Here is a 25526-nt window from a genome sequence, read left to right as displayed (position 1 = left end):
CTGCGACAAAACGTCCAACCGGGTGATCCGTTTTCAGGCACCCCTGTCAGCATCCGCAGCGGCTCCATAAGTCGCGCGAGAAGGAGACACATGAACACCCCCCTCGCCCCCGAGGCGGATACCGTCCGCCCTCGCCAGATTGCCACCGACGTCGCCATCATCGGCGCGGGTCCGGTCGGCCTCATGATCGCCAACATTCTCGGCCTGCAAGGCGTGCGTGTCACGCTCGTCGAGAAGCTCGACCAGATCATCGACTACCCGCGCGCCATTGGTCTGGATGACGAAGCATTGCGCGTATTCCAGTCGATTGGGCTCGCCGACGCGCTGCTGCCGCACACCACGCCCGACCACTGGATGCGCTTCGTCACGAAAGACGGCCATTGCTTCGCCTCGATCGAGCCGCGCACCGACGAGTTCGGCTGGCCGCGGCGCAACGCGTTCATTCAGCCGCTCGCAGACCGCGTGCTCTATGAAGGGCTCGCGCGCTTCGAGCATGTGAACGTGTTGTTCGGCCACGCCGTCGACGCGTTCGAACAAGACACGCAGGGCGTGACGATCGACGTGAGCGATGCGAACGGCGAGCGCCGCTCGATCCGCGCAGCGCACCTCGTGGGTGCGGACGGCGGCAACAGCTTCGTGCGCCGCGCGCTGAATGTGCCCTTCGAAGGCCGCACGAAGCCGAATCAATGGATCGTGGTGGACGTGCGCAACGACCCCATCGGCTCGCCGCATATCTACATGCATTGCGATCATCAGCGCCCGTATGTGTCGGCCGCGCTGCCGCATGGCATTCGCCGCTTCGAATTCATGGTGATGCCGGGCGAGACGGAAGAAGAACTCTCGAAGCCCGAGAACATGGCCGCGCTGATCCGCAAGGTGGTGGCCGACCCCGACAAGGTCGACTACATCCGCAAGCGCGTGTACACGCACAACGCGCGTCTGGCGGAAACGTTCCGCGTGGACCGCGTGCTGCTGGCTGGCGACGCTGCGCACATCATGCCCGTGTGGCAGGGTCAGGGCTACAACAGCGGCATTCGCGACGCGAACAACCTGGGCTGGAAGCTCGCGATGGTCGCGAAGGGCCAGGCCGACGGCCGACTGCTCGACAGCTACACCGTGGAGCGCCGCGCCCACGCGCGTTCGATGATCCATCTCTCCGAAGTCGCGGGCGATATCTTCGCGCCCACCACACGCTTCGGCGCGCGCTTTCGCGACACGTTCGTGCGCTGGATGAATGTGTTCCCCTCGGTCAAGCGCTACTTCGTGGAAATGCGCTTCAAGCCGATGCCGCGTTATGAAGCGGGCGTCGTGCTGCTGCCGCCGCCGCAGAAGACGGGTGGCTGGTTCGCAAGCCTGCTGGAGCGCTCGGGCAACTCGGCGCCGGGGCGCCTGCTCGGCTTGATGAGCCAGAAGCGCGACTCGCTGATCGGCCGTCTCGCTTACGGCCGAGATCCGCTCGCGGCTTCACCGGTGGGCCGCATGTTCATTCAGCCGCGCGTGCGTCTTGCCGATGGCCGCGTGGTGCGCCTCGACGACGCGATCGGCAACGGCTTTGCGGTGCTCGCGTGGGGCGCGGACCCGACCTTCGGCCTCACGCCGCAGGCGCGCGCACTGTGGGAGCGCCTGGGTGCGCGCTTCGTCTTCGCGAAGCCCGACGTGCAGCTCGAATACGCCGACGACGTGCCCGAGGGCGTGCTCGCGCTCGGCGACGTGCAGGGCCGCTTGAAAGAGTGGTTCAGCCGCCTGCCGGAATCCGTGGTGCTGCTGCGTCCGGACCGCTTCGTCGCGGGCGTGTGCACGCCACAACAGGTATCGGACGCGATCGTCGAGCTCGCGGGCAAGCTCGGCATGACCGAAGCCGCCTTGCGCGAGGCGAGCGCCGCTGCGCCGCAAAACCGTCCCGTGCGCGGCGTGGCCGTTGCGCGCACAGCAGGAGCATGAGTATGCCGATTCACCTCGAATGTCTTTCGCACACGCCGTTGCACGGCTATTTCGATCCGCAGCCTGAAGTGGTGGCGGAAGTCGAACGGGTAGGCCGCGCCGCGCGCGAACGCGTGGAAGCGTTCAACCCCGACCTGATCGTTGCGTTCGCACCCGACCACTTCAACGGCTTCTTCTATGACGTGATGCCGCCGTTCTGCATTGGCGCGCGCGCCGAGGCCATCGGCGACTTCAAGAGCATGGCCGGCACGCTGCCGGTGCCGGAAGACCTCGCGCACAAGCTCGCCGAAAATGTGCTCGACGCCGATATCGACGTAGCGCTTTCGTACCGCATGCAGGTCGATCACGGCTGCGCGCAGGCGCTGGAAGTGCTCACGGGCGGCCTGGATCGCTACCCTGTGATTCCCGTGTTCATCAACTCGGTGGCGCCGCCCATGGCGACGCTGCGCCGCGCGCGCCTGCTTGGCGACGCGATTGGCCGCTTCTTCTCGCGCAGCGACAGGCGTGTGCTCGTGGTGGGCTCGGGCGGCATTTCGCATGAGCCGCCAGTGCCGGAACTGTTCGGCGCGACGCCCGAAGTGGCAGAGCGTTTGATCGCGGGCCGCAACCCCACGGCCGACTCGCGCGCCGCACGCCAGGCGCGCACCGTGGCCGCGGCCAGGTCTTTCACGGCGGGCGACAGCCATTTGCATCCGCTCAATCCCGAATGGGACCGCGCGTTCCTCGCGCGCCTTGAATCGGGCGAGTTGACTTCCGTGGATGGCATGACGAACGCGGCCATTACACGGGACGGCGGCAAGTCGGCTCATGAAATCCGAACGTGGGTCGCAGCATTTGGCGCGTTGGCCGCCTATGGCCCGTATCGCGCGACGCTCGATTACTACCGCGAAATTCCCGAATGGATCGCGGGTTTTGCCACCATGCATGCCACGCCCGACGCGGCTTGATAAATCAGTACGGACTCCGGAGAATCAACATGTCAGATTCGAAACTCGTCGCGGCGCTGGCCGCGCGCCTGCGCGAAGCCGAAGCGTCGCGCAACGTGGTCGAGCCGGTGCGCGGCGAGATTGCCCTTGATGACATCGCAACGGCTTACGCCGTGCAGCAGGCCAACGTGGACCTGCGCGTGGCGAACGGCGAGCGCATCGTGGGCCGCAAGATCGGCCTCACGTCGCTCGCGGTGCAAAGGCAGCTGGGCGTCGATCAGCCTGACTTCGGCGCGCTGTTCGCCTCGATGGCTTACGGCGATGCCGAAGCGATTCCGCTTTCGCAACTGATCCAGCCGAAGGTGGAAGCGGAAATCGCGCTCGTGCTGGAGCACGATCTCACGCACGAGAAGCACACCTTCGTCGATATCCTGCGCGCCAGCGCCTACGCACTCGCAGCGATCGAAGTGGTGGACAGCCGCATCCAGAACTGGGACATCCGCTTCGTCGACACGGTGGCCGACAACGCCTCGAGCGCGCGCTTCGTGGTGGGCAGCCGCCCGGTGCCGCTCTCGCAGATCGACCTGAGCGCTTGCGCGATGGAGCTTTCGCGCGACGGCGAAGTGCTCTCGCGCGGCAACGGCGCCGCGTGTCTGGGCAATCCGCTCAACGCGGCCGTGTGGCTCGCAGACCGCATGGTCCAGCTCGGCACGCCGCTGCGTGCGGGCGACGTGGTGCTCACGGGCGCGCTCGGGCCCATGGTCGCCGTGAAGGAACCCGGCACGTACACCGCGCAGATCGAAGGCCTCGGCAGCGTTCGCGCGACTTTCTCCGCCTGATACAGGAATTCATATGGCTTCCGAAAAACTCAAGGCCGCGATCATCGGCTCCGGCAACATCGGCACGGATCTGATGATCAAGATCATGCGCAACAGCCGGCATCTGGAGATGGCGGCGATGGTCGGCATCGACCCGAACTCCGATGGCCTCGCACGCGCTGCCCGTCTTGGCGTGGCCACCACGCACGAAGGCGTGGAAGGCCTCACGCGTTTGCCTGTGTTCGACGACATCGACTTCGTGTTCGATGCGACCAGCGCTGGCGCGCACGTGAAGAATGACGCGCTGCTGCGCACGCTCAAGCCGTCGATCCGCGTGATCGACCTCACGCCCGCCGCGATTGGCCCGTACTGCGTGCCGGTGGTGAACATCGACGCTCACATTGAAGCGCTCAACGTCAACATGGTGACGTGCGGCGGCCAGGCCACGATTCCGATGGTCGCCGCCGTGTCGCGCGTGGCGAAGGTCCACTACGCGGAGATCGTCGCTTCGATCAGCAGCAAATCCGCTGGCCCCGGCACGCGCGCCAACATCGACGAGTTCACCGAAACCACGTCGCGCGCTATCGAAGTGGTGGGCGGCGCCGCGAAGGGCAAGGCGATTATCGTGCTGAATCCGGCGGAGCCGCCGGTCATGATGCGCGACACGGTCTACACGCTTTCTGAGGCGGCCGACCGCGAGAAGGTCGAGCAGTCCATCGAAGCGATGGCCGCGAAGGTGCACGCCTACGTGCCGGGCTATCGCCTGAAGCAGAAGGTGCAGTTCGACGAGATTCCCGCGAACGCGCCGCTCAATATCCCGGGCCTTGGCAAGTTCAGCGGCCTGAAGACCTCGGTGTTCCTCGAAGTGGAAGGCGCCGCGCACTATCTGCCTGCCTACGCAGGCAATCTCGACATCATGACTTCCGCCGCGCTCGCCACCGCCGAACGCATGGCGCAGACGCTCTTGAGCGTGCAAGGAGCCTAAGGCCATGAGCAAGAAACTCTATATCTCCGACGTGACGCTGCGCGACGGCAGCCACGCCATTCGCCATCAGTACTCGATCCAGAACGTGCAGGACATCGCCCGTGCGCTGGACCGTGCGAAAGTGGACAGCATCGAAGTCGCCCACGGCGACGGCCTGCAAGGTTCGAGCTTCAACTACGGCTTCGGCGCGCACAGTGACCTCGAATGGATCGAAGCCGTGGCCGACGTGGTCACGCACGCAAAGATCGCTACGCTCCTTCTGCCGGGGATCGGCACGATTCACGACCTGACGGCCGCGTACAACGCGGGGGCGCGCATCGTGCGCGTGGCTACGCACTGCACGGAAGCCGACATTTCGAAGCAGCACATCGAATTCGCGCGCGAACTCGGCATGGACACCGTGGGCTTCCTGATGATGAGCCACATGACCACGCCGGAAAACCTCGCTGTCGAAGCGAAGAAGATGGAAAGCTACGGCGCGACCTGCATTTACGTGGTCGATTCGGGCGGCGCGCTCACGATGAACGACGTGCGCGACCGGTTCCGTGCGGTGAAGGCCGCTTTGAAACCTGAAACGCAAACGGGTATGCATGCGCACCATAACCTCTCGCTGGGTGTGGCGAACTCGATCGTCGCCGTGGAAGAAGGTTGCGACCGCATCGATGCATCGCTTGCGGGCATGGGCGCTGGCGCGGGCAATGCGCCGCTCGAAGTGTTCATCGGCGCGGCGGAGCGCATGGGCTGGAACCACGGCACGGACCTCTACACGCTGATGGACGCCGCCGACGACATCGTGCGCCCGTTGCAGGACCGCCCGGTTCGCGTGGACCGCGAAACGCTCGCGCTCGGCTACGCGGGTGTGTATTCGAGCTTCCTGCGCCACTCGGAAGTGGCCGCGAAGAAGTACGGCCTGAAGACGGTCGACATTCTCGTCGAACTGGGCAAGCGCCGGATGGTGGGCGGCCAGGAAGACATGATCGTCGACGTGGCGCTCGATCTGAAAAAGCGCCAGGAAGCATTGCAGTCCTGATCAAGCGCGCCGCACATCGCCTTTTGGGTGGTGCGCGGCGTTGCCGCATATATCCGCCAAAAGAGCGGTTTGCCTATACATTCGGAGACTTTTTATGACGTCGCGAAACAGTAGTGCTGGAGGAAGTGCAACGAGCGGCAAGGCAACCATCGCCCTGTGTCTGGCGATTGCGCTGCTCGAAGGGCTGGACCTGCAATCGGCGGGCGTAGCGGGACCGCGTATGGCAAAGGAATTTCATCTCGCCGTGGCGCAAATGGGCTGGGCGTTCAGCGCCGGCGCGATCGGCCTCTTGCCGGGCGCGGCGTTGGGCGGGCGGCTTGCCGACCGCTTTGGCCGCAAGCGCGTGCTCATGTGGTCGGTCACGTTGTTCGGGCTGTTTTCGCTCGCCACGACCATGGTGTGGAATTTCGAAAGCCTGCTCGTTGCGCGTCTGCTCACGGGCCTCGGTCTGGGGGCGGCCATGCCGAACCTGATCGCGCTGTGCGCGGAAGCAGCGGGTGAGCAGCAGCGCAGCACGGCGGTGGGCGCGATGTACTGTGGCATGCCGTTCGGCGCGGCGATCGCCGCCGTAATCGGCATGCTCGGCACGGGGGACGCGAGCTGGCGCCACGTGTTCCACGTTGGCGGTCTCGGCCCGATCGTGATGGTGCCGCTGCTCGGCGCGTTCCTGCGCGAGTCGCAGCAATTCGTTGCCACGCAGGCTTCGAAGATCGCGAAGGAAGGCGCGCCGACCGTGGCGCAAGCGCTCTGGCAGGAAGGCCGCGCGCGTACCACCATCGCGCTGTGGATCAGCTACCTCGGCACGCTGATCGTGCTGTACTTCCTGATGAACTGGCTGCCCTCGATGGTGCTCGCACGCGGCCTCACGCGCGTGCAGTCGAACCTCGTGCTCATGCTGTTCAACATCGGCGGCGGTATCGGCGCGGTTGCGATCGCAACGATCATGGATCGCTTTGGCCGCCGCGGCACGGTGATCGGAATGTACATCGGCGTCGTGGTGGCGCTCACCGTGTTCGCGGGCGCGGGCGGCGCAGGCTCGACGGCCGTGGGCGGTCTGCTGTGCGGCTTCTTTATCGTGGGCGGCCAGTCGGTGCTTTACGCACTCGCGGGCCATGCGTACCCCACAGAAGTGCGCGGCACGGGTGTGGGCGCGGCCGTGGCCGTGGGGCGTCTCGGTTCGATTCTCGGGCCGCTCGTGGCGGGCCAGTTGTTCGCACTCGGTCAGAGCCCGTCGATGCTGGTGGGCTCGAGCATTCCGCTCGTCGTGATCGCGGCGCTGGCCGCGCTGAGCGTGGTGGGCGCATTCAGGCAGCGCGGCGCATTGGGTGCACAGGGCGTATGAATTCGAAGGGGAGAAGGCACGCGCCTTCTCCGGCATGGGTTATCACGTTTTAAAGGATGGTCATCATGACTGGTACGGCACAAGCAATCACCGAAGCCTCGACGAGCAAGTTCGCCCGTGTGAAGGACGGCGAGGTCGAGTTCCAGATTCACTACAACGACGCAGGCGCAGGCGCCGAAACCGTCGTGATGCTGCACGGCTCGGGTCCGGGCGCGAGCGGCTGGGCCAACTTCAACCGCAACGTCGAGCCGCTCGTCGCGGCCGGCTACCGCGTGATCCTGATGGACTGCCCGGGCTGGAGCAAGAGCGACCCGATCGTTTGCACGAGCTCGCGCTCGGACCTGAACGGCCGCGTGCTCAAGGGCCTGCTCGACGTGCTCGATATCGAGCGCGTGCATATTCTCGGCAATTCGATGGGCGGTCACAGCGCCGTTGCCTTCGCGCTGGCGAACCCGCAACGCGTGGGCAAGCTCGTGCTGATGGGCGGCGGCACCGGCGGCCCGAGCAACTTCGTGCCGATGCCGACCGAAGGCATCAAGCTGCTGCAAGGACTCTATCGCGATCCGACCATCGAGAACCTCAAGCGCATGATGAACGTGTTCGTGTACGACGCGAGCGCGCTCACCGACGAGCTGATGCAAACGCGCCTCGATAACATGCTCGCGCGCCGCGACCATCTGGAAAACTTCGTGAAGAGCCTCGCCGCGTTCCCGAAGCAGTTCAGCGACTACGGCGCGCGCCTTGGCGAAATCGCCGCGCCCACGCTCGTGATCTGGGGCCGCGACGACCGCTTCGTGCCGATGGATATCGGTCTTCGTCTGCTGGCCGGCATGCAGAACGCGCAGCTGCACGTGTTCAACCGTTGCGGCCACTGGGCGCAGTGGGAGCACGCGGAAGCGTTCAACCGCATGGTGATCGACTTTCTGCAGCACTGAAACGCGCCGAAGTACTTGCGGGAATGATGCGGCGCCGGAGCGCGCTCGATAGCGTCCCGAAAATGGACGTTTCCAGCGCGCGTCCTGGTAGGGCGGATGTTGCTTGGGTTCTCGCGCCACGTGTAACTGCGGTTCTTCCTCGTCGCACGTATTGGGACCCGAGGATACCGCGCCGCGATGCGCGACCGGATCAGGGGGATATCCAAGGTTGACGAGCCGCGCTCTGCGCCGCGCGATCGTGAGCACGCGTATTCGACGTCAATGGGATGTATTTGGCCTAGCCGATTCTCGTCGCTCCTCCAGCAATCGGGACTGCAGGATCGGCCATTTGCTCGTTTCGGCCGTGCGACTCGCTACCGGGGAGGCGCGTGGCCTGTTGTGCCAATAGCCGGAGCGTCGGTTGATTACCGATGCTCCGTTGGCTAATAACACTTCCTGCATGCTGTCTATGCTCTTGAGGGTCGCGTAAGGTTTAAGCCGGAGCGATAGAACCGGTAACGAGTCGCTTGCGCCAGGCAATCCAGCCGACAACAATCGATAGTATCGCGACGAAAAGTGGCGCCACCCCATGCGCGTATTCGCCGTGGACGATGACGGTTGCCAGCGCCGCCAACATCACGGTGCAGCCGAGCACCGAGCCCCACAACCGCGTGCGTGCTCGCGCAAGCAGAATGGCGGTCATGAGTTCCAGTGAACCAGTCACGAAATGGAACCAGTGCGGATATCCCCACTTCAGGTATTCCTCGAAGATGGATCGCGGGGCGACGATGTTGCTGAGTGATCCTGCGACGAAGAAAGCGGCAAGAACCAAAGGTAATGTCTGGCGCCAGGAAATCTTGGACATTCGTTCTACCTTCTCTAATGAGGGCGCTGCCGATGACCAGCGGGGGCGCCTGATCGACGAGCCGGCCGATCTCTGTTGTTTATGCCGTAGTGGCCTTGTGGGCCGCCGCAAAGACATCGCGAGGGGAAGTCGCGCCCGCGACGTGCTCCGTACCCGCGACGCCGAGGTCCATCCAGCCGGCGTTGACGGCATCGAACAGCGCTTCGGCCGGTCCGGTCTGTCCCTTCGGGATGCCGAACTGTTCGAACGCTGCTGGCCACCCGGCCCGCGGGATGGCAACGGCCTTGACGTCGCGCTGCAGGACTTCGCCCAACTGGGCCGCGACCTCATCTGCGCTGACCATCGAGCCAAGCTCGACGACGCGATGTCCGGTCCACGCCAGCCCGGTCAGCAGCGTAGCCGCCACGGCGCCGATATCGTCAGTCGCAACCATGGTCGACTTCCGACTCGTCGGGTTGTAGTAGACGGGTAGCGTGCCACCCTGGGCGACGTGCAAGCCGTAAAGGAAGTTCTCGAAAAAACCGCCGGCTCGCACATAGGCTATTGGCAACGTCAGTTGGCGCAGTCCTTGCTCGAGAAGCGACAGGGCGGTGATCATTCCCAGCCCGCTGGTTCTGTTCGCACCCATCGATGACAGTGCAACCACGCGCGGCGGCGCTGCTCTGGTTAGCGCGTCGACATAATTCGCGATTACGCTCCTTGCTTCCCTGAAATCAGGCGAAGGTGCCCAGACTGCCGGCAACATGACAAATGCACCGTCGACCCCTTCGAGCGCCCTCTCTACGGTGGTCGCATCATTCCAGTCGCCGTCGACGAGTTCCACACCTTGATCTGCCCAAGTCATCGCCTTCTCGCGATTGCGGACCAACGCCCGTACTTTCCTGCCTTGCGCCAACAGATGCTGGGCCGTTGCGCCGCCGACGCGTCCTGTAATTCCCATTACCAAAAACATGTGTTTCTCCTGAAATTTTGTATTGCCCTTAAACGCCAACACTTCTGCGACTGGATGCAGTGCTACTGGAATATTTGGCTTCTACCAGCGGGTCCATCAGCCGGCCTGGATGCCCGCCGGAGTCTGCTACAGAAGGCGGGCGGGAACTGGGTTTGACATCGGCGCTCCCTGAGGAGCAGTCTTTGTTCGAGGGCAGGTCTATCATAGAGACCGAGGCCTCGCGCCGGAAGGAGGCAGTTTTTTGTTACCAGAAGAGTTAAAGGGAACCCGAATGAGTACCGCACAGGATGCGATCGAGAGATTCAGCCGATATCAACGTCAGGTACGCGACGCCCAGCCCGCACACTGCGCGATTCGCGACGTGCTCGACCGCATCGGCGACAAATGGAGCATGCTTATCATCATGGAACTGGCGACGCGAGTGCAGCGCTTCAGTGAGCTTCATCGAGCCATCCCAGACATTTCCAAGCGCATGCTCACCCAGACACTCCGCGATCTGGAGCGCGACGGACTCATCAGCCGGCATGTCTTTCCCACGAGCCCGCCAAGCGTCGAATATCGTCTGGCCCCACTAGGCCAATCCCTGTTAGAGCCGATGGCGGCCCTCATCGATTGGGCCGATCGTCGCTATCCCGAGATCCATGCCGCGCGCGCCCGCTTTGACGGCGCTTCCGGTGATGTCCCGCGCTAGACGCGCAGCCCGATGACGAACGCCTGAATCGGGCAGTTTGCGGCTTGTTTTGCCGATGGTGCGGAAGGACGTATCACGCGTTTCCGGTTCGTCGTCTCCGCCTAAAGAGGATCGTCTTTCTAATCAAAAGAGACCGTCTGACGAAGTGGGAGGCCGAGGGAGGCTGTATTCAGAACTGCTAAATTATTACGTGACCGGAACTGTGGTTATGGACGCGCAGTCGGCGTCACGCCGCCAGGCTAATGTCCGTTGTCGATGGATTTGCTGGCGTCCAAACGTCCGTGTGCAGGGTCTCCCTCCGCTTTCTCGTCGAGCCCCAATTTGCCGGAGGGACCCGAAGCCAACGTCTGTTGGTTGCGCTAACAACATCTTAACAAACATGTAACACAACTTACATATACTTCCCGCGACTTAAAAGCTGCCGGGCATACCCGGCTTATAACAAGGAGAAGTTGTGAAAAATGCACGTTTGCGCAGGGGCACGCTCACGATGCTGGCAAGCATCGGTGTAATGGCAGGGTTGTCTGCCTGCGGAAGCAGCGACAGTGGCTCGAACGGGCCGAAGGTCACTGGCCAGGTGCTCGGCAGCTATATCCAGGGTGCGGCTGTCTGCCTGGATGTGAACAACAACGGCAAGTGCGACCAGGGCGAGCCAGTCGCGCGCTCGGATGCCCAAGGCAAATTCTCGATCACCGATACGAGCAACGGTTCCTGGAAGTACGTCGTTGCCGACCTGAACGGTGCCACGGAGAACGACACGTCGGGCAAGAACATGGGCACCACGTTCAACAGTACGGCGACGTTCCGTTCGCCGCGCGGCGTGAGCTCCGTTAGTGCCATCACCACCCAGCTTTCGCAGCTGATCGACAGCGGCCTGTCGCAGTCGGACGCGCAAACGCAACTGGCGAACAAGATTGGCACGACGGCGGACGCCCTGCTGGGCGACTTCAACACCAACGGCAACGCCGTCGTGAAGGCCGCGAGCGACCAGTACATTGCAACCGTCGCTTCGAGCAAGGCGATCAAGCACGTCTGGGTGATCGTGCTCGAAAACAAGAGCGCGGAATCGACGTACGGCACGACGGCCTCGGATTCGAACCAGGACCCGTATCTGAAATCGCTGGTTCCGCAGGGCACGTACCTCTCGAACTACTACGGCACCGGCCACGTTTCGCTGGACAACTACATCTCGATGGTCTCAGGTCAGCCGTCGACGCACGACACGGAAACGGACTGCTTCCAGCTGTGGTCTGATATCGTCGACATTGGCAACGACTCGGCCAACCCCAAGGTTCTCGCGGCAGGCACGGACGCAAACGGCCATCAAAGCGGCGGCTGCGTATTCCCGGCTCGCGTGCAGCATATTGGCAACCAGATGGAACAAGCCAAGCTCACGTGGCGTAGCTACAACGAGGACATGGGCAACGACCTGAACCGCGACGGCACGCGAACCTGTTCGTTCCCGCGCCGAACCGCCCAGCTCGCGGGCACCGACCCGACGAAGGCTGTGGACGGCACGCAGGCCGCGCAGGCTCCGTCGGCCTCGGGTGACAAGCCGGGCGACGAGTACGCAACGCGTCACAATCCGTTCCCGTATTTCCATTCGACCATCGACGATCTGGCGAACTGCGATGCGCACGTGGTCAACCTGCAAGACGACCTGGCAACGGATCTTCAGTCGATCGACACGACGCCGAACTTCTCCTTCATCACGCCGAACCTGTGTGACGATGGTCACGATGGTGACGGTACGGGCACTGCGGGCAAGGGCTGCGCAAACGGTCAGCCTGGCGGTTTGACTTCGATCGACGCGTTCCTGAAGAAGACGATCCCGCTGATCCAGGCTTCGCCCGCCTACAAGCAGGACGGCCTGATCATCATCACCACGGACGAAGGCGTCGTGACCGGACTCACGCCGACGACGCAACTCAGTGCCGATGGCAAGACGTTCTCCGTACTGGAGCCGGAAATGGGCAACCAGTGCCCCGGGTGCAACCAGCAAACGGGTCCGAACGTGACGCGTCCGGAACAGGTCGCGATGTCGACGCTGCCGGTGGCTGAAGCCTACCTGCTCGGTATTAGCGCGTCGACGCTGCCTGCAACCGTGCAGAACGTGTCGATCGCGCTGAACTACCTCGGCGTCGGTGGCGATCAGATTGGTACGCTGTTGCTGTCGCCGTTCATCAAGGGCGGTCATGTGGATGGCACGGGCTACAACCACTACGCGCTGCTGCGTTCGCTCGAAGACAACTTCGGCATTGGCTCGTATCTCGGCTACGCCGACGATGCGTCGCTCAAGCCGATCTTCACGTCGGCGAACATCGATAACCGCTAATCACAGGCGGTCTCACAAGAACTCTGTTGTCTTTGCCCGGTTCCCTGTTCGAACCGGGCTGTTTTTTTATCCGTTATGCGCCAATTTCCTTCAAGGGCTGTTTTCGCAACGGCCCTTTGCGTTTTCCTTCTGTCCGCCTGCGACAAACAAGCCGCGGACGTTCAAGCAGCCACGGTCAAGGCAGGTACGCCTGATCTGGCAGCGATCGGCAAGGCAGCGTTCTTCGATCCGTCGCTGTCGGCTTCCGGCAAGCAGTCATGTGCCTCCTGTCACAGCCCCGCGAATGCCTATGGCCCGCCGAACGGTCTGGCTGTCCAGTTGGGCGGCCCGAACCTCGATCGAGCCGGACTGCGCTCGGTGCCGTCGCTGCGTTATCTGCGCGCCGTGCCTTACTGGACGTACACGCAGGCAAATAGCCTGAAAGAGCGCCTCGAGGACGGAGACAATCAGCCCATCGGCGGATACACCTGGGATGGGCGCTACAACACCCCTGCGGATCAAGCTGCATTCCCCCTGCTTAATCCGGATGAAATGGCAAACAGCAACGCCGAGGACGTGGCGAACAAGCTAAGCAAAAGCGCCTACGCGCAACAGTTCCGGGACGCATTCGGCCAGGACATTTTCTCGCGACCCGCGCAGGCGCTCGCGGACCTGGGCAAGGTATTGCAGGCATTCCAGTTCAACGATCCGTCGTTCGCGCCGTACTCCAGCAAGTTCGACCGCGTGCTCGACGGCAAGGATCAATTCACGCCGCAGGAAGCGCACGGACTGAAGCTGTTCAGCGACCCGGACAAGGGCAACTGTGCAAGCTGCCATCTGATCGACAAGGGCGCTCACGGCGCGCATCCGGCATTGACGGACTACAACTTTCAGACGCTGGGTGTGCCACGCAACATGGACATCCCGGCCAACCGCGATCCGAACTTCTTCGATATGGGGTTATGCGGGCCGCTGCGTGACGACCAGGCGAAGCAGCAAAAGTGGTTCTGTGGCATGTTCCGTACGCCCACGCTTCGCAACGTCGCGACGCGTCGCGCGTTTTTCCACAATGGCATGTTCCATACACTCGAAGATTCGATGCGCTTCTATGTCGAGCGCGACACGAACCCCGAGAAGTGGTATTCGAAAGACGCGCACGGGCACGTTGTGAAGTTTGACGACCTGCCGAAGAATCTACGCAGTAACGTGGATATGAAGACGGAGCCGCTGACGAATCACCTGGGCGGCAAACCGGTCTGGTCGGATTCGGATATCCACGACGTGGTGGCGTTCCTGAATACCCTGACCGACGCGGACGCCAAGACAGTGTCTCGCTAACGTCGCGCAGAAAAAGGAGAAACCCGGTCAGCTTTTTGAACTGGGTTTTTTTTTGCGATTCGTTGGAGCGGTGCTTGCATATGCATCGATCTGCCTGAGCCGACCGCTTCGCTTGCTTCGGTACGGCTAAGACGGCTTTTGGGCGGCTTTTGCGAATGAGTACAACCGGCCATCTACAGTCATACGCCCACGCGCCTATGCCGGTCGCGGAGTTACCATGCAACGCACTACGCGTTACTCGATGCGGCAGTTACAACGCATGAGCTTGCGATAGATCCCAAACGCGAGCCCGCCGATCACCATGAGCAATGCCCGGCCGATACTCATGTCCACACTCGCCATGACCTCGCAGAGATAGATCGTGGCTCCTGCTATCAGGGGATGAAAGAACGCCTTACCATGAAGCTCATCCATTTGAATTCTCCAACGTATGGACTGCCGCCGGACAGCCGGCGCGATGCTTTTCCACTTGATGCCGAAGGCAGATTTCTCGCTGATGTGCTGCGATGTTTGGCATATCTGATTTTGTTTTTCCATGATCGACCAATCGTCCTGTCTAGCTCGTGCACCGTTCCTTTTCCTCTTTTACGAGGATGTAGCCAAATCATAGCGATCGCGTAGTGCGATTCAATTACCTCACGGGTAATCAAAAATCTTCGAAGCATCGGGGCGCCCTAAGAACCAAGTGGGCAGGATGTTCCAGAACTTCGGACCGGAGCAAAGGCACACTGAAGCCGGAAATAACGCACTGCTTCGATGTGAACGAAGCTGATCTGTCGAAGGAGCAAGTCTGCGCGATTGCGAACGCACCTGAAGCCGCGCGCGTGTTGACTGGCGAACTCTTATGCGGATCACACGCGATCTTCGACCACGCGCCGTTTAGAGGAACCGGAAGATCAAAAACCCTTTCCCGGCGGGGAAAGGGTTCGAACCATGCATTCTGCGGCGGCGGGTTTTGAGGGTGCTCCCGCCGCTCAAACTCACTTCAAGCCTTCCACGCATAGGGCTGGAAGAGTGCTTCGAGGGGCGGCTGGGTGACGCTTGCGGTGTAGTTCGTGATCGTCGAGGCGGCAATCACGAGGATGACGTCGAGCACGAGTGCCTGATCGAAGCCGGCCTCGGTGAACGCAGCGATGTCGTGATTGTCAACCTGGCCGCGCTTTTCGATCAGCGTGCGTGCCAGTCGGGACAGCGCCGCAACCTTGGGGTCCGCCGGGAGCCGGCGTTCGCGGATCGCCTGCACGTCGGCCTCGCTCAGGCCTTCCTTGACCCCGAGGAACGAGTGGAATGCGACCGGCCAGGTGGCGCCATTGGTCACCGCATTGGTGAGCAGCAGCGTCTGCACGTGCGCTTCGGAAAGGTTGCCGCCGTGTGCCTGCTGAAACAGGCCGACGAGACCATTGATCAGCTTCGGCGAGCCGGCAATCGCGCCGGCGATATTGGGCACCATGCCGAAGGCTTGAGCGAGCCCGTTGAGCGCGGGCTTCGATTGTTCAGGGGCGGAGTCGAGCGTATAGATGGGGAAGTGAGCCACGATATTTCCTTGAGTGTTGAAGGTATCGCTGAGATCGATCAGGCGACAAACACAGGTTATTGCGAGACGCGACTCGCGCCAATTACATGCCAGGTAATAAACGAGCCCATTCACTTGCGCGCCGCGTCGAGCAGCGCGACGTGCTGCGCTTCGGTTTCGGCGTCGGCGGGAAACATGCATTCGATCCGCAGTTCCTGCGCAGCGACTGTCAGCGGTGTTCCGACCGTCGTGATCAACGAGAAGTAGTTGAGTACGGCGCCGTTGTTAATGAAGCCCATCGGCACCATCGGCAGCGTGGACGCGGAGCCCGCCATCCCTTGCGATCGCCATTCGGGGCGCACGCCGGGGTAGGACAGCAGCGCGTCGAGGAGTTGTTGCGTCTGGAGATCGACGACGTGGCCCACCGATTCGCGCTGCACGCGCTGGACAAGGCTGCGCGCCACCGCCTCCCAGTTGGCCATATGGGGCCGCAAGCCTCGTGGATCGAAGATCAGATGCAGGATGTTGCGCGGCCCAGCGCGTGCCGCCATATCGACGAAGCAGTTGAAGAAGTCCGGCGCGGCACGGTTGGTCATGAGCACGTTCCAGTACCGGTCCATGACGATCGCCGGAAACGGTTCGTTCTGCTGCAGAACACGTCTGGCCGCGTCCGTAACGACCGACATCTCCTCAGCGTTCCACCCGGCTTCCGAATACATTGGCGCGTATCCGGCCGACAACAGCAGAACGTTGCGCTCGCGCAGCGGCACCCCAAGCGATTGCGCGATATTCAACAGCGTCTGCCGGCCCGGTGCGCTTCGGCCGCTCTCGATGAAGCTGATCTGCCGCTGCGAGATGCCCGCATCGAGCGAGAGATCGAGCTGGCTGACGCCTCGCACTTCTCGCCAGTGTCGCAGCAATCCCCCCAGTTCCTGCGGCACTCGCTGGTTGAGGTTCAATGTGCTCATGATCTTCCCTTATGCATCAGGACAAACGGTCGGTGCGGTCGATGTGCGAACGCGCTTTACTGGATATCGGAACCTATCGATTCGTAGCCGATGCTGGCAACTACACCGAATGTATTCGTCGCGTCGTCGAACCTTAGACCGCACGTCGCGCTGTATTTCGACAGAAGCTATGCCTTTGTCAAAGCGGCCTGGTATGCGCGCCCGGTTATCAGGCGTCTCTGCGTAATCGTTCGCGCCCGTTCGGTGACCGTCACCACGATATCCGCAGGCGCTGCCTCAGGAGAGCCGGACTGGAACGGTGGTTGCGGGTCATAGGCCATGTAGAGTTGCAGTTCCTGGGCGACCTTCTCACCGCGCAGCAACGAGACCACGATCAGGGAGCCATCGATTCCTGCTGTCACGCCGCCGGCGCTGATGAACCTGTCGTCGATTACGACGCGCTCGTTACCTGGTATCGCGCCATACAGCGGCAGGACTTCCATCGCTGTCCAGTGCGTCGTTGCATGCTTGCCCTGTAACAAACCGGCCGCGCCGCAGAGCAGTGCGCCAGTACAGACTGAAAACACGTATCGGGCGCCTGCGGCCTGATTGCTGATGAACGACAGAACCGTTTCGTCGTGCATCAACGCTTCCTGACCATGTCCGCCAGGTACCAGGAGCACGTCGAGTTGCGGGGCCTCTTCGAAAGTCGTATCGGCAAGCAACTGCATGCCGGCAAGGTCGCGGACAGGATTTTTGTCTTTCCACAGTGTCATGAACGACGAGTTCGGCACGCGAGCCAAGGCCTCGAAAGGCCCGGTGAAATCGCACTGGTCCATGTCCGGGAAAATGATCCCGCCAATTTTCAAATGAACGTCCAAGGCTATACTCATGACAATGTCCTTTTGCAAACGAGAAAGGAAAGGGACAACCGCCAAGGCAACTTCAGTCAAACGAAGTCAATTGAATTTATCGAAGACGACATACCTTATCGCCGGACTGTCACGTAACAAGGAAAACGCTTTGACACAATGCGAGCAGGGATAAGGGAGGGTATAAGCGCTGCGATAAACCGGCCTGGTAATGACGGAATCCTTTCCGGTGGTTGACGCATGTGTCAGGTGGGATCATGCGACAACTTAAGGGTAGTGCGACATCGCAGGGTCGCCAATTACATTGGAGGTAATAAAGGTCTTTTGAGGGCGAGATGGAAAGTATGATGCCGCCCTCACCGGGATTTGAAGCTCATCGACTCGTGCACATGGCAACATTGCCTCCACCGTGTAAGGACGATGAATGTCATTCGGGCTGGACGCTGTCGCGGCCGAATCAATCGAGCTGCGAACTCCTTGTGTCACCGCATTTACGACTTCGAATCGTGTTTTGCGCTCCAAAGAACGATGTTGAGCAGGATGGGGATGAGATCCAGACCCTTCTCGGTCAGCGTATAGAAGTCCTTACGTCTGTCGTCGGGAATGGGCGCCCGCGCGCCTGATCGATTGGAGCAACGCCGCAGTTTATGTTGACCTCGGTGAATGTCATGTATTTGCCGACTGCTGCCTGATACGGCGGGCGGAAGCCGTGCCTCAACCGTCACTCGACCCAGTGACGCTTTGATGGCAGCTACCTGGCTACAACGGTCACCCGCGCCGATGAGATCGAAGCGCGGCACATCGCAATGCTCGACGTGGCCCGAAAAAAATGCGTTCGATTATTACCTGCCATGTAATTGGCGGGACGCGCGCGTCTGACTAACCTGTGCATGTCGCATCCACGTTGTCAGCGATACCTTCGACCTTCAAGGAAATATCATGGCTAACTTTCCGCTTTACACGCTCGAATCCGCACCCGAACAATCGAAGCCCGCGCTGAAAGGCCTGGCTGAAATCTTCGGCATGGTGCCTAACATGCCCGCCCAGATGGCGGGTTCGCCGAGACTGATCACTGCCTTGGTTGGCGTGTTCAATCAGGCGCACGGCGGCAACTTCAACGAACAGCAAATGCAAGTGCTGCTGCTCACGAATGCGGTGACGAACAGCTCCGCCTGGCCGGTCGCATTCCACTCGTACCTCGGGATCAAGGAAGGCCTGAGCGAGGCCGACGTGCAGGCGATCCGCGAACGCCGCTACCCGAAGGACCCCAAGCATGCAGCGCTGTCGCGCCTGGCACGCACGCTGATTGAAAAGCGCGGCCGCATCGACGACCACGACATCGCAGCGTTCACTGCGGCAGGTTTCGATCAGGCGCGGGTGCTCGATGTGGTCCTCGTGGTCGCTGCCTCGACGATGACTAACTACACGGCGAGCGTCACACAGTCACCGCTTGAAGAGGTCTTCCAGCCGTACGCATGGAACGCTTGAGGCGAGTTTGCGCTGCGGTAAAACAATTCAAACGAACCACCCGCAGAACACCTGGTTAAAGCCCTCTCCCCGCTGGGAAAGGGCTTGCCCACAGATAGCGGATTCTCCATCCTGTCGACGTCGCTTGAATGTCCGATCGTTGTTTTAGTCGAGCGACTCCTCATGGCCGGCAAGCGTCCGCTCGCCGGCCATGTCGCCGTCAGACCTCGGTCTGCTCCGCCATCTCGAGCGCGTCAGATCGCATGCCCAAAGTTGCTATTAATTGCGAGATTGAGCATAGCCAGCTCGCGAATGTTCGAGGACATCCGCAGCCGGGTGCGAATCGCCCATTTTTCGGAAGCTTCAACGGCGGCTTCTGGCCGGCGAGTTTGCCCTTGTCGCACGGCACACGGTGCCTGCGCGACGATTCTGCATTTCCATGATGATCACCTTCCAGTTGAAGGAAGATCCAGTGTGCCGTCTCGCCGTGCAAGCAGTGGTCGCCACCGACCCGTAGCGGTCCGCGCCAGTGACGACGAGTGTATGGCTGCTCCGGAACGGTCTCCCACGTGTCGAAGTGGTGGTGAGCGGAGATAGCGCCTCATTGCCACGCCCGGCCAATAGCGGGTCAGTGTGGCGATAGCGCTCATCGCGCCACCAAGGCCCGGTCAGCGATCACTACGCCATTCTGAATCACGGCCTTTCCCAGGCCGCGTTGTACCGGGCCAAACACTCGGGTCGCAACCGCGTTGAGCTGGACATGCAAGACGCCGGGATGGGAAGTCCGCACAATGGCGACGTGGCCCGCAATGCCGCTGTATCTGCCTTGGCTGATGCATGAAACACAGCTTCACTCGCGCTCAGGTCTCTATGCTGCCAGTGGCTATTCCACCTCCTATGCTGTCCGGGGTTCGCGCTGCGCGGTTCTTGCCCAGCCATCGAGCAAGGTCGCCCGCCGACATTGCTTTTGCGTAATACCAGCCCTGGGCATACTGCACGCCTTTCGTGCGCAGCCACTGCGCCTGAAACTCTGACTCGACGCCCTCCGCGACGATCTCCAGACCAAGCTCGTGGGCCATGCCGATGATGTGCGGCGCGACGACACTCGACGCTGTGTCCTGCGCAATCGTGTCGACAAACGACTTGTCGATCTTCAGCACGTCGATCTCAAAGGTTTGCAGATAAGAGAGACTCGAGTAGCCGGTCCCAAAGTCGTCGATGTAGATTGGATGGCCCGCGGCCCGGAATGCCGCAATCACGCCGCGCGTTGCATCGGCGTTCATGAAACTGCGCTCCGTTGCCTCAATTCGCATCTGCCTGGGCGCGATACCGGTTCCCTGGAGTGACTTCGTGAGCAGGTTCAGGAAGCGGAACGTGCGCAGATCCTCGCTGCTTACGTTGATCGAGACATAGAAAGCGGGGTTTGCCGCGAGCAACCGGCCGAGCTGCGCGATGGTTTTATCGAGCACGAGATCCGTCAACGGCTGGATGAGATGGCTTTCTTCGGCAACCCGGACGAATACTTCGGGCGAGATGGCTTGTTCATGCAGCGTCCAGCGCACCAGCGCTTCCACGCCGGCACATTCATTGTCGGCAAGCCGCACGATCGGCTGAAAAACGACATCAAGCTTGCGGCGCGAAATGGCCCATTCCAGTGTTGACGCAAACGACAACTGCCGTGTGACGCGCCTGTATGCCAGCCAGCCAAGCAGCGCTCCCGCGATGACGCCGACGGACAGCCACGCAGCAAGGAGCTTCGGCCGGTCGCCCACCACGCTGCTGCGTGGCGACTTCACGACCACGGCGATGTGCCTCGTCGATGACCGGGCAACCGCGTAGTTCCACTCGTCGCTCTTGACGTCGCCCGCGTGCTTCCATGCATTGAACATCTCGTTTGGGTCCGCGCCTGCGGAAACGGCGAAGACGGTTCCCGTTGTGGTCTGGATCGCCGCAATGGGGCGCCTGGCCGGATCGATCAGGTCAACGTAGGCCTCGGGATCCATGGAAACATAGTGGCCGTTGCGGCCAATCTGAAGGTCCTTGCGCACGTCGCTCAGCGGGCTTTTCTGCCGGAACCAGATGAGAAACCCGTCGTTGGTACGGTAGTCAGGTGGCGGCAATGTGAGGTCTTTGTCGTGCACGTCGCCGAGCAGCGGCGAGCAGAGGTACTTCCCCTCCGCGTAGGCCCCCGCATCCTGGACGTACCGGTAGTTGTAAATGACCCGTGCGGCCTGTTCAAGGTTCGCGGGTGAGCAGGCTGCCCCCGGTTGCTGCTCGAGATCGGAGAGCGCCGCGAAGGCCTGGTAGGTGACCAGCTCCGCGCGCAGCATGGCCTTGTCGGCAAACTCCTGAATATCCGCCCGGTCCCGGTTTTCGACGTCCCTGTTCGCAAAATATAGGCTGGTGAGCACCGGCCCTATGGTTGCGAGACACCCGAGGGCAATCGAAGCCGAAATCAACGTGATGCGCCTTAGCATTTCGTACCCCAGTCGTGAAAAGTTTGGGAACGAACGGGAGATAGCCGCGCGCGGATGGCACATGCCAGCTATCTACGGCATCAAATTTCCTGTACCCCTGCAATCTGCCAGATTTCAGACGTGCGACACCGATGTGTGGCACTGGCCTCGAGTTGACGCGTGACGGACAGTGACGTTGCCGGTTTGCGAACGTCGCTCCTTCGGGATGATGATATGCAATTGCGTCGTCGGCGCGTGGAAAATCCCACATCCGGCGAGAACAGTAATATGTCGTTGCCGAGTCCCAAGGTACTGCCGGTTGTGCGCTGTCACTCGCGTGACGCCACGCCGTAGCACGAGGTCAAAAACGATGCGCGGTCGTCCGGCGTTTGCCTATGTGAGCTCCGCGATTGTTGCGCTAAGCGCAGTGGTATGCGTTGCTGCGCATGCGGATGAGAAAGCGCCGCTCAGTTTCATCGATCCAGCAGACGGGCAACTGGACATGAGCGATTTCCTGCTCAAGCATAAGGGGGCGTTGCCCGTTCCCATCGTGATCACTGAGCCGGCCGTGGGCTATGGCGCGGGTCTCGGCCTGCTCTTCTTCTCCGGGCCAATTGCCGAGGCGGCGGCGAACTCTACAGACGCGCAGCCCAGCCGGAGTCCGCCGAACGTGACAGCGCTCGGTGGCATGTACACGCAGAACGGCACGTGGGCTGCAGCGGCCGCCCACTTTCATACCTGGGACGACGACCGCTATCGTTACCTCGGCGCGGTAGCAAAGGTCGATGCTCACCTCGATTATTTTGGCCTGACCAGTCAGGCTCGGGCCTACACCCTCAGCGGCGAGGCGCTTGTTCAGCAGTTTCTGGTGCGGCTTGGCAGCAGCCGCTGGTATGGCGGTGTGCGGTATGTCTTCTTCGACACGACGTCCAGCTTCACCGGCGGCACCATACCGGCCAGCATTTCCAACTTCCAGCGGAACCAGCGCATCGGCGCAGGCAGCCTCATCCTGGACTACGATTCGCGCGACAACATCTTTTACCCGGCTTCCGGCAGCTTCGCCGAATTTGAAGCGCAGTTCGCCCGAACAGGGTTAGGTGGCACCCAGAACTACGACGTGTACGCGGCCCGCGGCTTCAAATGGATTCCCCTCACGCATGCGCTGATTCTGGGCCTGCGCGTCGACACCCGGTTCTCAACGGGCGATATTCCGTTCTATGCGCAGCCGTATGTCGATCTGCGCGGCGTTCAGAAGGGACGATACCAGGACCGCAATGCCATCTCGACTGAAGCGGAGTTGCGCTGGGACGTGACGCCACGGTGGTCGCTGCTCGGCTTCACAGGCATTGGCAAGGCATACGGACGTCTGGAAAGCTTTTCCCAGGCACAGAACGTGACCAGCGTCGGTGCCGGGTTTCGTTACCTGATTGCGCGCAAGCTGGGGCTGGCCGTTGGTATCGATGTCGCCCACAGCAAGGACCAGAATGCGTTTTACATCCAGGTCGGCAGTGCGTGGCGGTGAGTCCGTGGCCGGATCGTACAGTTCGGCCGAAGGGGCGTGTTGGACCAAGGTCTCATTGACCGGCCTGAAGTTCAGGTGTCTTATCGAATAGGGAAGGCTCACGCGTCCGGACCATGGTCGCCGACCGGCGGTCTGTTTCGACCTCACTTAACATGACCTCGCAAAATTCGAGCAGGTTGTGTTGTGGCGCCAAGTTGTCGCTTTGGTTTTGCTTATGTTCCTGTCGACGCCTAAGCCATCCGGGCAGAGAACCAGGCAAGCACCGGACGGTTCTCTGAACGTCAGGAAAGGTCCTTTGTCCGCGTTAACATACAACCGTCGGAAGGAGTGGCCATGAACAGCTGGAAAGCCGGATGGGCGAGAGCCTTATGCTTATGGCTGGTTCTGCTGGCGGCAATTTCGGCGTGTGCTACTCACGGGCCGGAGGGGGCCACGCCATCGGGCGCCGCGCCAACAGGCGCAGTGCCTTCGGCCCCCGAGCCGTCGGCTCCTGAGTCATTGGGCCCCGCGCCATTCAAGCCAGAGGAGATCGATGCCCTCGTTGCGCCGATTGCGCTCTACCCGGACTCCTTGCTGGCCCAGGTATTGATGGCGTCGACCTATCCGCTGGAGATCGTGCACGCGGCGCGTTGGGTGAAAGCAAATCCGAATGTGAAAGGCGACGCTGCCGTGAAGGCGGTGCAGAACGAGCCGTGGGATACGAGTGTGAAATCGCTGGTGGCGTTTCCGCAGATACTTGAGCCGATGAATGACAAGATCGACTGGACCCAGAAGCTCGGCGACGCTTTTCTTGCGCAGCAAAAAGACGTCTTCGATGCCGTGCAGCGCTTGCGGGCGCGGGCTCGGGAGTCGGGCAACCTCAAGTCGAACGAACAGCAAAACGTAATGGTCGAACAGGCACCTGCCGGCGGCGGCCAGACCATCGTAAAGATCGAGCCCGCAAACCCGCAGGTGATCTATGTGCCTGCCTATGACCCGGCTGTCGTGTACGGCGGCTGGGGCTATCCGGCGTATCCGCCGTACTACTGGCCGCCATACCCGGCATACTACCCCGGTTATTATCCCGGCGCGGGCCTCGCCTTTGGCGTCGGCCTTATTGCCGCCGGCGCGATCTTCGCCGACTGCAATTCGTGCTGGGGCGGAGACGACATCAACATCAACTCCGACAGGGCCAGGAACGTTGACCGCAACTTCGACAGTTCAAAGCTCAAGAACGGAGAGAGGGGTGGCCGCTGGCAACACGATGCAGGCCATCGTCAGGGCGTCGCGTACCGGGATAACGCCACGCGTGACAAGTTCGCCGGGGCGCCAGGGGCCGACAGGCGGTCCCAGTATCGTGGGCGCGGGGCCGATGCAGGCAACCGCATGGCCACGGCCGACCGGCCGGGCGCGGGCAATCGTGCGTCGGTGGCGGACCGGTCCGCCGGCGCGAACCGGGGCAACGTGGCCGATCGCAGTTCCCCCGGCAATGTGAACCGGGTCAATAGCGGTAGTCGCGCGAGCTACGGCGGTGGGAATGGTGGCGGATACGGCGCTGGGCGTGAAGGCGCGTTTTCTGGCGTCGGGGGGAGCGGCAGTGCCTCGCAGCGCAACTTTGACAGGGGCAACCGAAGCATGCAGGGCTCGGGCTTCAATCGGCCTTCGGGAGGTGGCATGCGAGGCGGCGGTGGACGCGGTGGCAGGCGCTAGGGAGTGAACCATGAAAGTTCATCCACAGGATGTGAAAAGGCTGCTGATGCTGACCTGCACGAATTTCGCGGCAGCCGTTGCGCTGTCGGTCGCGATGGTGCCCGCGCACGCGCAGAAGAACTTCAGTTCACCAGAGGCGGCGATGAATGCCTTTGGCGACGCCGTCGTCAAGGACCGGGAAGACGTGCTGCGGACGATCTTCGGCAATGACTTTCGTGAGCTGATCCCTCCCTTCGGCGCGCCGGTGCGGGATACCTTCATTGCCGAGTGGGCGAAGTCCCACAGCATCGAGCCCGGCGAAGCCGGGCATGCGCAAATTGTCGTGGGCGACCAGGGTTGGACGTTTCCGGTTCCGCTCGTCAAAGGCGACCAGGGGTGGCACTTCGACACGCGGGCCGGCGCGCAAGAAATACGCTTGCGGCGCATCGGCCGCAACGAACTGGCCGTGATCCAGACGATGATGGCGATCTTCGACGCGCAGCGCGAATACGCACAGACCAATCACGACGGGAAAGGGGTGCTCGCCTACGCCTCGAAGCTGGTAAGTTCGCCCGGCAAACATGACGGCCTGTATTGGCCGACCGGGCCGGACGAGGCGGCAAGTCCGCTCGGCGCGGCCTTTGTCGATGCGAGTTCGCGGAACGCCCAGAGCGCCGGCTACTACGGATACCACTTCAAACTGCTGGAGTCACAGGGGCCGAACGCGCCCGGTGGCGCCTATGACTACGTCGTGAAGGGCAAGCTGTTCGGGGGCTTTGCTGTCATCGCCTGGCCGGTGAAGTACGGCGAGACGGGCATCAAGACGTTCATGGTGAGCCATTCCGGTCAGGTCTACGAGCGTGACCTCGGCCCGGACAGCGCCACGAAAGCGCAGTCGACGAAGACGTTTGACCCGGGGCAGGGCTGGAGCAAGGTGCCTGATCGCGATAGCGAGTAATCCGTTC

Annotated in this window: 21 protein-coding genes and 1 pseudogene; 14 read left to right on the top strand and 8 right to left on the bottom strand. The window is 61.8% G+C overall.

What is annotated here, in order from left to right; all coding sequences use genetic code 11:
* Positions 1–90: 90 nt before the first annotated feature.
* The 7 genes from FAZ97_RS23005 (at position 91) to FAZ97_RS22975 (ending at position 7977) form a co-directional block, all read left to right on the top strand.
* Positions 91–1941: a bifunctional 3-(3-hydroxy-phenyl)propionate/3-hydroxycinnamic acid hydroxylase gene (locus tag FAZ97_RS23005; protein ID WP_158760695.1), complete on the top strand. Its 1851-nt coding sequence runs from the start codon at positions 91–93 to the stop codon at positions 1939–1941.
* Between the two features lie 2 nt (positions 1942–1943).
* Complete coding sequence (locus FAZ97_RS23000; protein ID WP_158760694.1) at positions 1944–2888, top strand: 3-carboxyethylcatechol 2,3-dioxygenase; 945 nt, start codon at positions 1944–1946, stop codon at positions 2886–2888.
* Between the two features lie 29 nt (positions 2889–2917).
* Positions 2918–3706: a 2-keto-4-pentenoate hydratase gene (mhpD, locus tag FAZ97_RS22995; protein ID WP_158760693.1), complete on the top strand. Its 789-nt coding sequence runs from the start codon at positions 2918–2920 to the stop codon at positions 3704–3706.
* Between the two features lie 13 nt (positions 3707–3719).
* Positions 3720–4670 (top strand): acetaldehyde dehydrogenase (acetylating), encoded by a 951-nt coding sequence (locus FAZ97_RS22990; protein ID WP_158760692.1) that lies wholly within the window; start codon positions 3720–3722, stop codon positions 4668–4670.
* 4 nt (positions 4671–4674) lie between these two features.
* On the top strand, positions 4675–5700 hold the full coding sequence (gene dmpG, locus FAZ97_RS22985) for a 4-hydroxy-2-oxovalerate aldolase (RefSeq protein WP_158760691.1): 1026 nt from the start codon (positions 4675–4677) through the stop codon (positions 5698–5700).
* Between the two features lie 94 nt (positions 5701–5794).
* The gene (mhpT, locus tag FAZ97_RS22980; protein WP_158760690.1) at positions 5795–7042 is read left to right on the top strand and encodes a 3-(3-hydroxy-phenyl)propionate transporter MhpT; all 1248 of its coding nucleotides are present in this window, start codon (positions 5795–5797) and stop codon (positions 7040–7042) included.
* 65 nt (positions 7043–7107) lie between these two features.
* On the top strand, positions 7108–7977 hold the full coding sequence (locus FAZ97_RS22975) for an alpha/beta fold hydrolase (RefSeq protein WP_158760689.1): 870 nt from the start codon (positions 7108–7110) through the stop codon (positions 7975–7977).
* A 472-nt stretch (positions 7978–8449) separates the two neighbouring features.
* On the opposite strand, the gene FAZ97_RS22970 is transcribed toward FAZ97_RS22975, so the two are convergent.
* On the bottom strand, positions 8450–8821 hold the full coding sequence (locus FAZ97_RS22970; RefSeq protein WP_158760688.1) for a DoxX family protein: 372 nt from the start codon (positions 8819–8821) through the stop codon (positions 8450–8452).
* A 79-nt stretch (positions 8822–8900) separates the two neighbouring features.
* Complete coding sequence (locus tag FAZ97_RS22965; RefSeq protein WP_158760687.1) at positions 8901–9773, bottom strand: NmrA family NAD(P)-binding protein; 873 nt, start codon at positions 9771–9773, stop codon at positions 8901–8903.
* Between the two features lie 271 nt (positions 9774–10044).
* Between FAZ97_RS22965 and FAZ97_RS22960 the strand changes: the two genes are divergently transcribed.
* The 3 genes from FAZ97_RS22960 (at position 10045) to FAZ97_RS22950 (ending at position 14116) form a co-directional block, all read left to right on the top strand.
* Positions 10045–10464, top strand: a complete 420-nt coding sequence (locus FAZ97_RS22960; protein WP_158760686.1) for a winged helix-turn-helix transcriptional regulator — start codon at positions 10045–10047, stop codon at positions 10462–10464.
* A gap of 454 nt (positions 10465–10918) precedes the next feature.
* Positions 10919–12799 (top strand): alkaline phosphatase family protein, encoded by a 1881-nt coding sequence (locus tag FAZ97_RS22955; protein WP_158760685.1) that lies wholly within the window; start codon positions 10919–10921, stop codon positions 12797–12799.
* Between the two features lie 75 nt (positions 12800–12874).
* Complete coding sequence (locus FAZ97_RS22950) at positions 12875–14116, top strand: cytochrome-c peroxidase (RefSeq protein ID WP_233271745.1); 1242 nt, start codon at positions 12875–12877, stop codon at positions 14114–14116.
* 234 nt (positions 14117–14350) lie between these two features.
* On the opposite strand, the gene FAZ97_RS22945 is transcribed toward FAZ97_RS22950, so the two are convergent.
* The 4 genes from FAZ97_RS22945 to FAZ97_RS22930 all read right to left on the bottom strand — a co-directional run bounded on the left by FAZ97_RS22945 (position 14351) and on the right by FAZ97_RS22930 (position 17469).
* Positions 14351–14653, bottom strand: a complete 303-nt coding sequence (locus tag FAZ97_RS22945; RefSeq protein WP_158760684.1) for a hypothetical protein — start codon at positions 14651–14653, stop codon at positions 14351–14353.
* A gap of 448 nt (positions 14654–15101) precedes the next feature.
* Positions 15102–15650, bottom strand: a complete 549-nt coding sequence (locus FAZ97_RS22940; protein ID WP_158760683.1) for a carboxymuconolactone decarboxylase family protein — start codon at positions 15648–15650, stop codon at positions 15102–15104.
* 110 nt (positions 15651–15760) lie between these two features.
* Entirely contained in the window at positions 15761–16597 is an 837-nt protein-coding gene (locus FAZ97_RS22935; protein ID WP_158760682.1) for a helix-turn-helix domain-containing protein, read from the bottom strand.
* Between the two features lie 167 nt (positions 16598–16764).
* Positions 16765–17469, bottom strand: a complete 705-nt coding sequence (locus FAZ97_RS22930; protein ID WP_158760681.1) for a DJ-1/PfpI family protein — start codon at positions 17467–17469, stop codon at positions 16765–16767.
* A gap of 918 nt (positions 17470–18387) precedes the next feature.
* On the opposite strand from FAZ97_RS22930, the gene FAZ97_RS22920 reads away from it, so the two are divergent.
* On the top strand, positions 18388–18936 hold the full coding sequence (locus FAZ97_RS22920; protein ID WP_158760680.1) for a carboxymuconolactone decarboxylase family protein: 549 nt from the start codon (positions 18388–18390) through the stop codon (positions 18934–18936).
* Positions 18937–19158: 222 nt separating this feature from the next.
* On the opposite strand, the pseudogene FAZ97_RS35445 reads toward FAZ97_RS22920, so the two are convergent.
* A pseudogene (locus FAZ97_RS35445) lies at positions 19159–19372 on the bottom strand (hypothetical protein); the annotation flags it as partial.
* Between the two features lie 403 nt (positions 19373–19775).
* A complete protein-coding gene (locus FAZ97_RS22915; protein WP_158760679.1) occupies positions 19776–21392 on the bottom strand; it encodes an EAL domain-containing protein in 1617 nt (538 codons plus the stop codon).
* Positions 21393–21741: 349 nt separating this feature from the next.
* Here FAZ97_RS22915 and FAZ97_RS22910 point away from each other — a divergent pair, with 349 nt between their 5' ends.
* From FAZ97_RS22910 to FAZ97_RS22900, 3 genes are all read left to right on the top strand, one after another.
* Positions 21742–22893, top strand: coding sequence for a BamA/TamA family outer membrane protein (locus FAZ97_RS22910; protein ID WP_158760678.1), 1152 nt, complete (start codon positions 21742–21744; stop codon positions 22891–22893).
* Between the two features lie 333 nt (positions 22894–23226).
* Positions 23227–24582: a DUF3300 domain-containing protein gene (locus tag FAZ97_RS22905; protein WP_158760677.1), complete on the top strand. Its 1356-nt coding sequence runs from the start codon at positions 23227–23229 to the stop codon at positions 24580–24582.
* Between the two features lie 10 nt (positions 24583–24592).
* Complete coding sequence (locus tag FAZ97_RS22900) at positions 24593–25519, top strand: DUF2950 domain-containing protein (protein WP_158760676.1); 927 nt, start codon at positions 24593–24595, stop codon at positions 25517–25519.
* The last annotated feature ends 7 nt before the right edge of the window (positions 25520–25526 follow it).

The sequence above is a fragment of the Paraburkholderia acidiphila genome (genome assembly GCF_009789655.1).
Classification (GTDB): domain Bacteria; phylum Pseudomonadota; class Gammaproteobacteria; order Burkholderiales; family Burkholderiaceae; genus Paraburkholderia; species Paraburkholderia acidiphila.
Note: the sequence above shows the minus strand (reverse complement) of the source record. Positions and strands in the feature narration are given on the sequence as shown.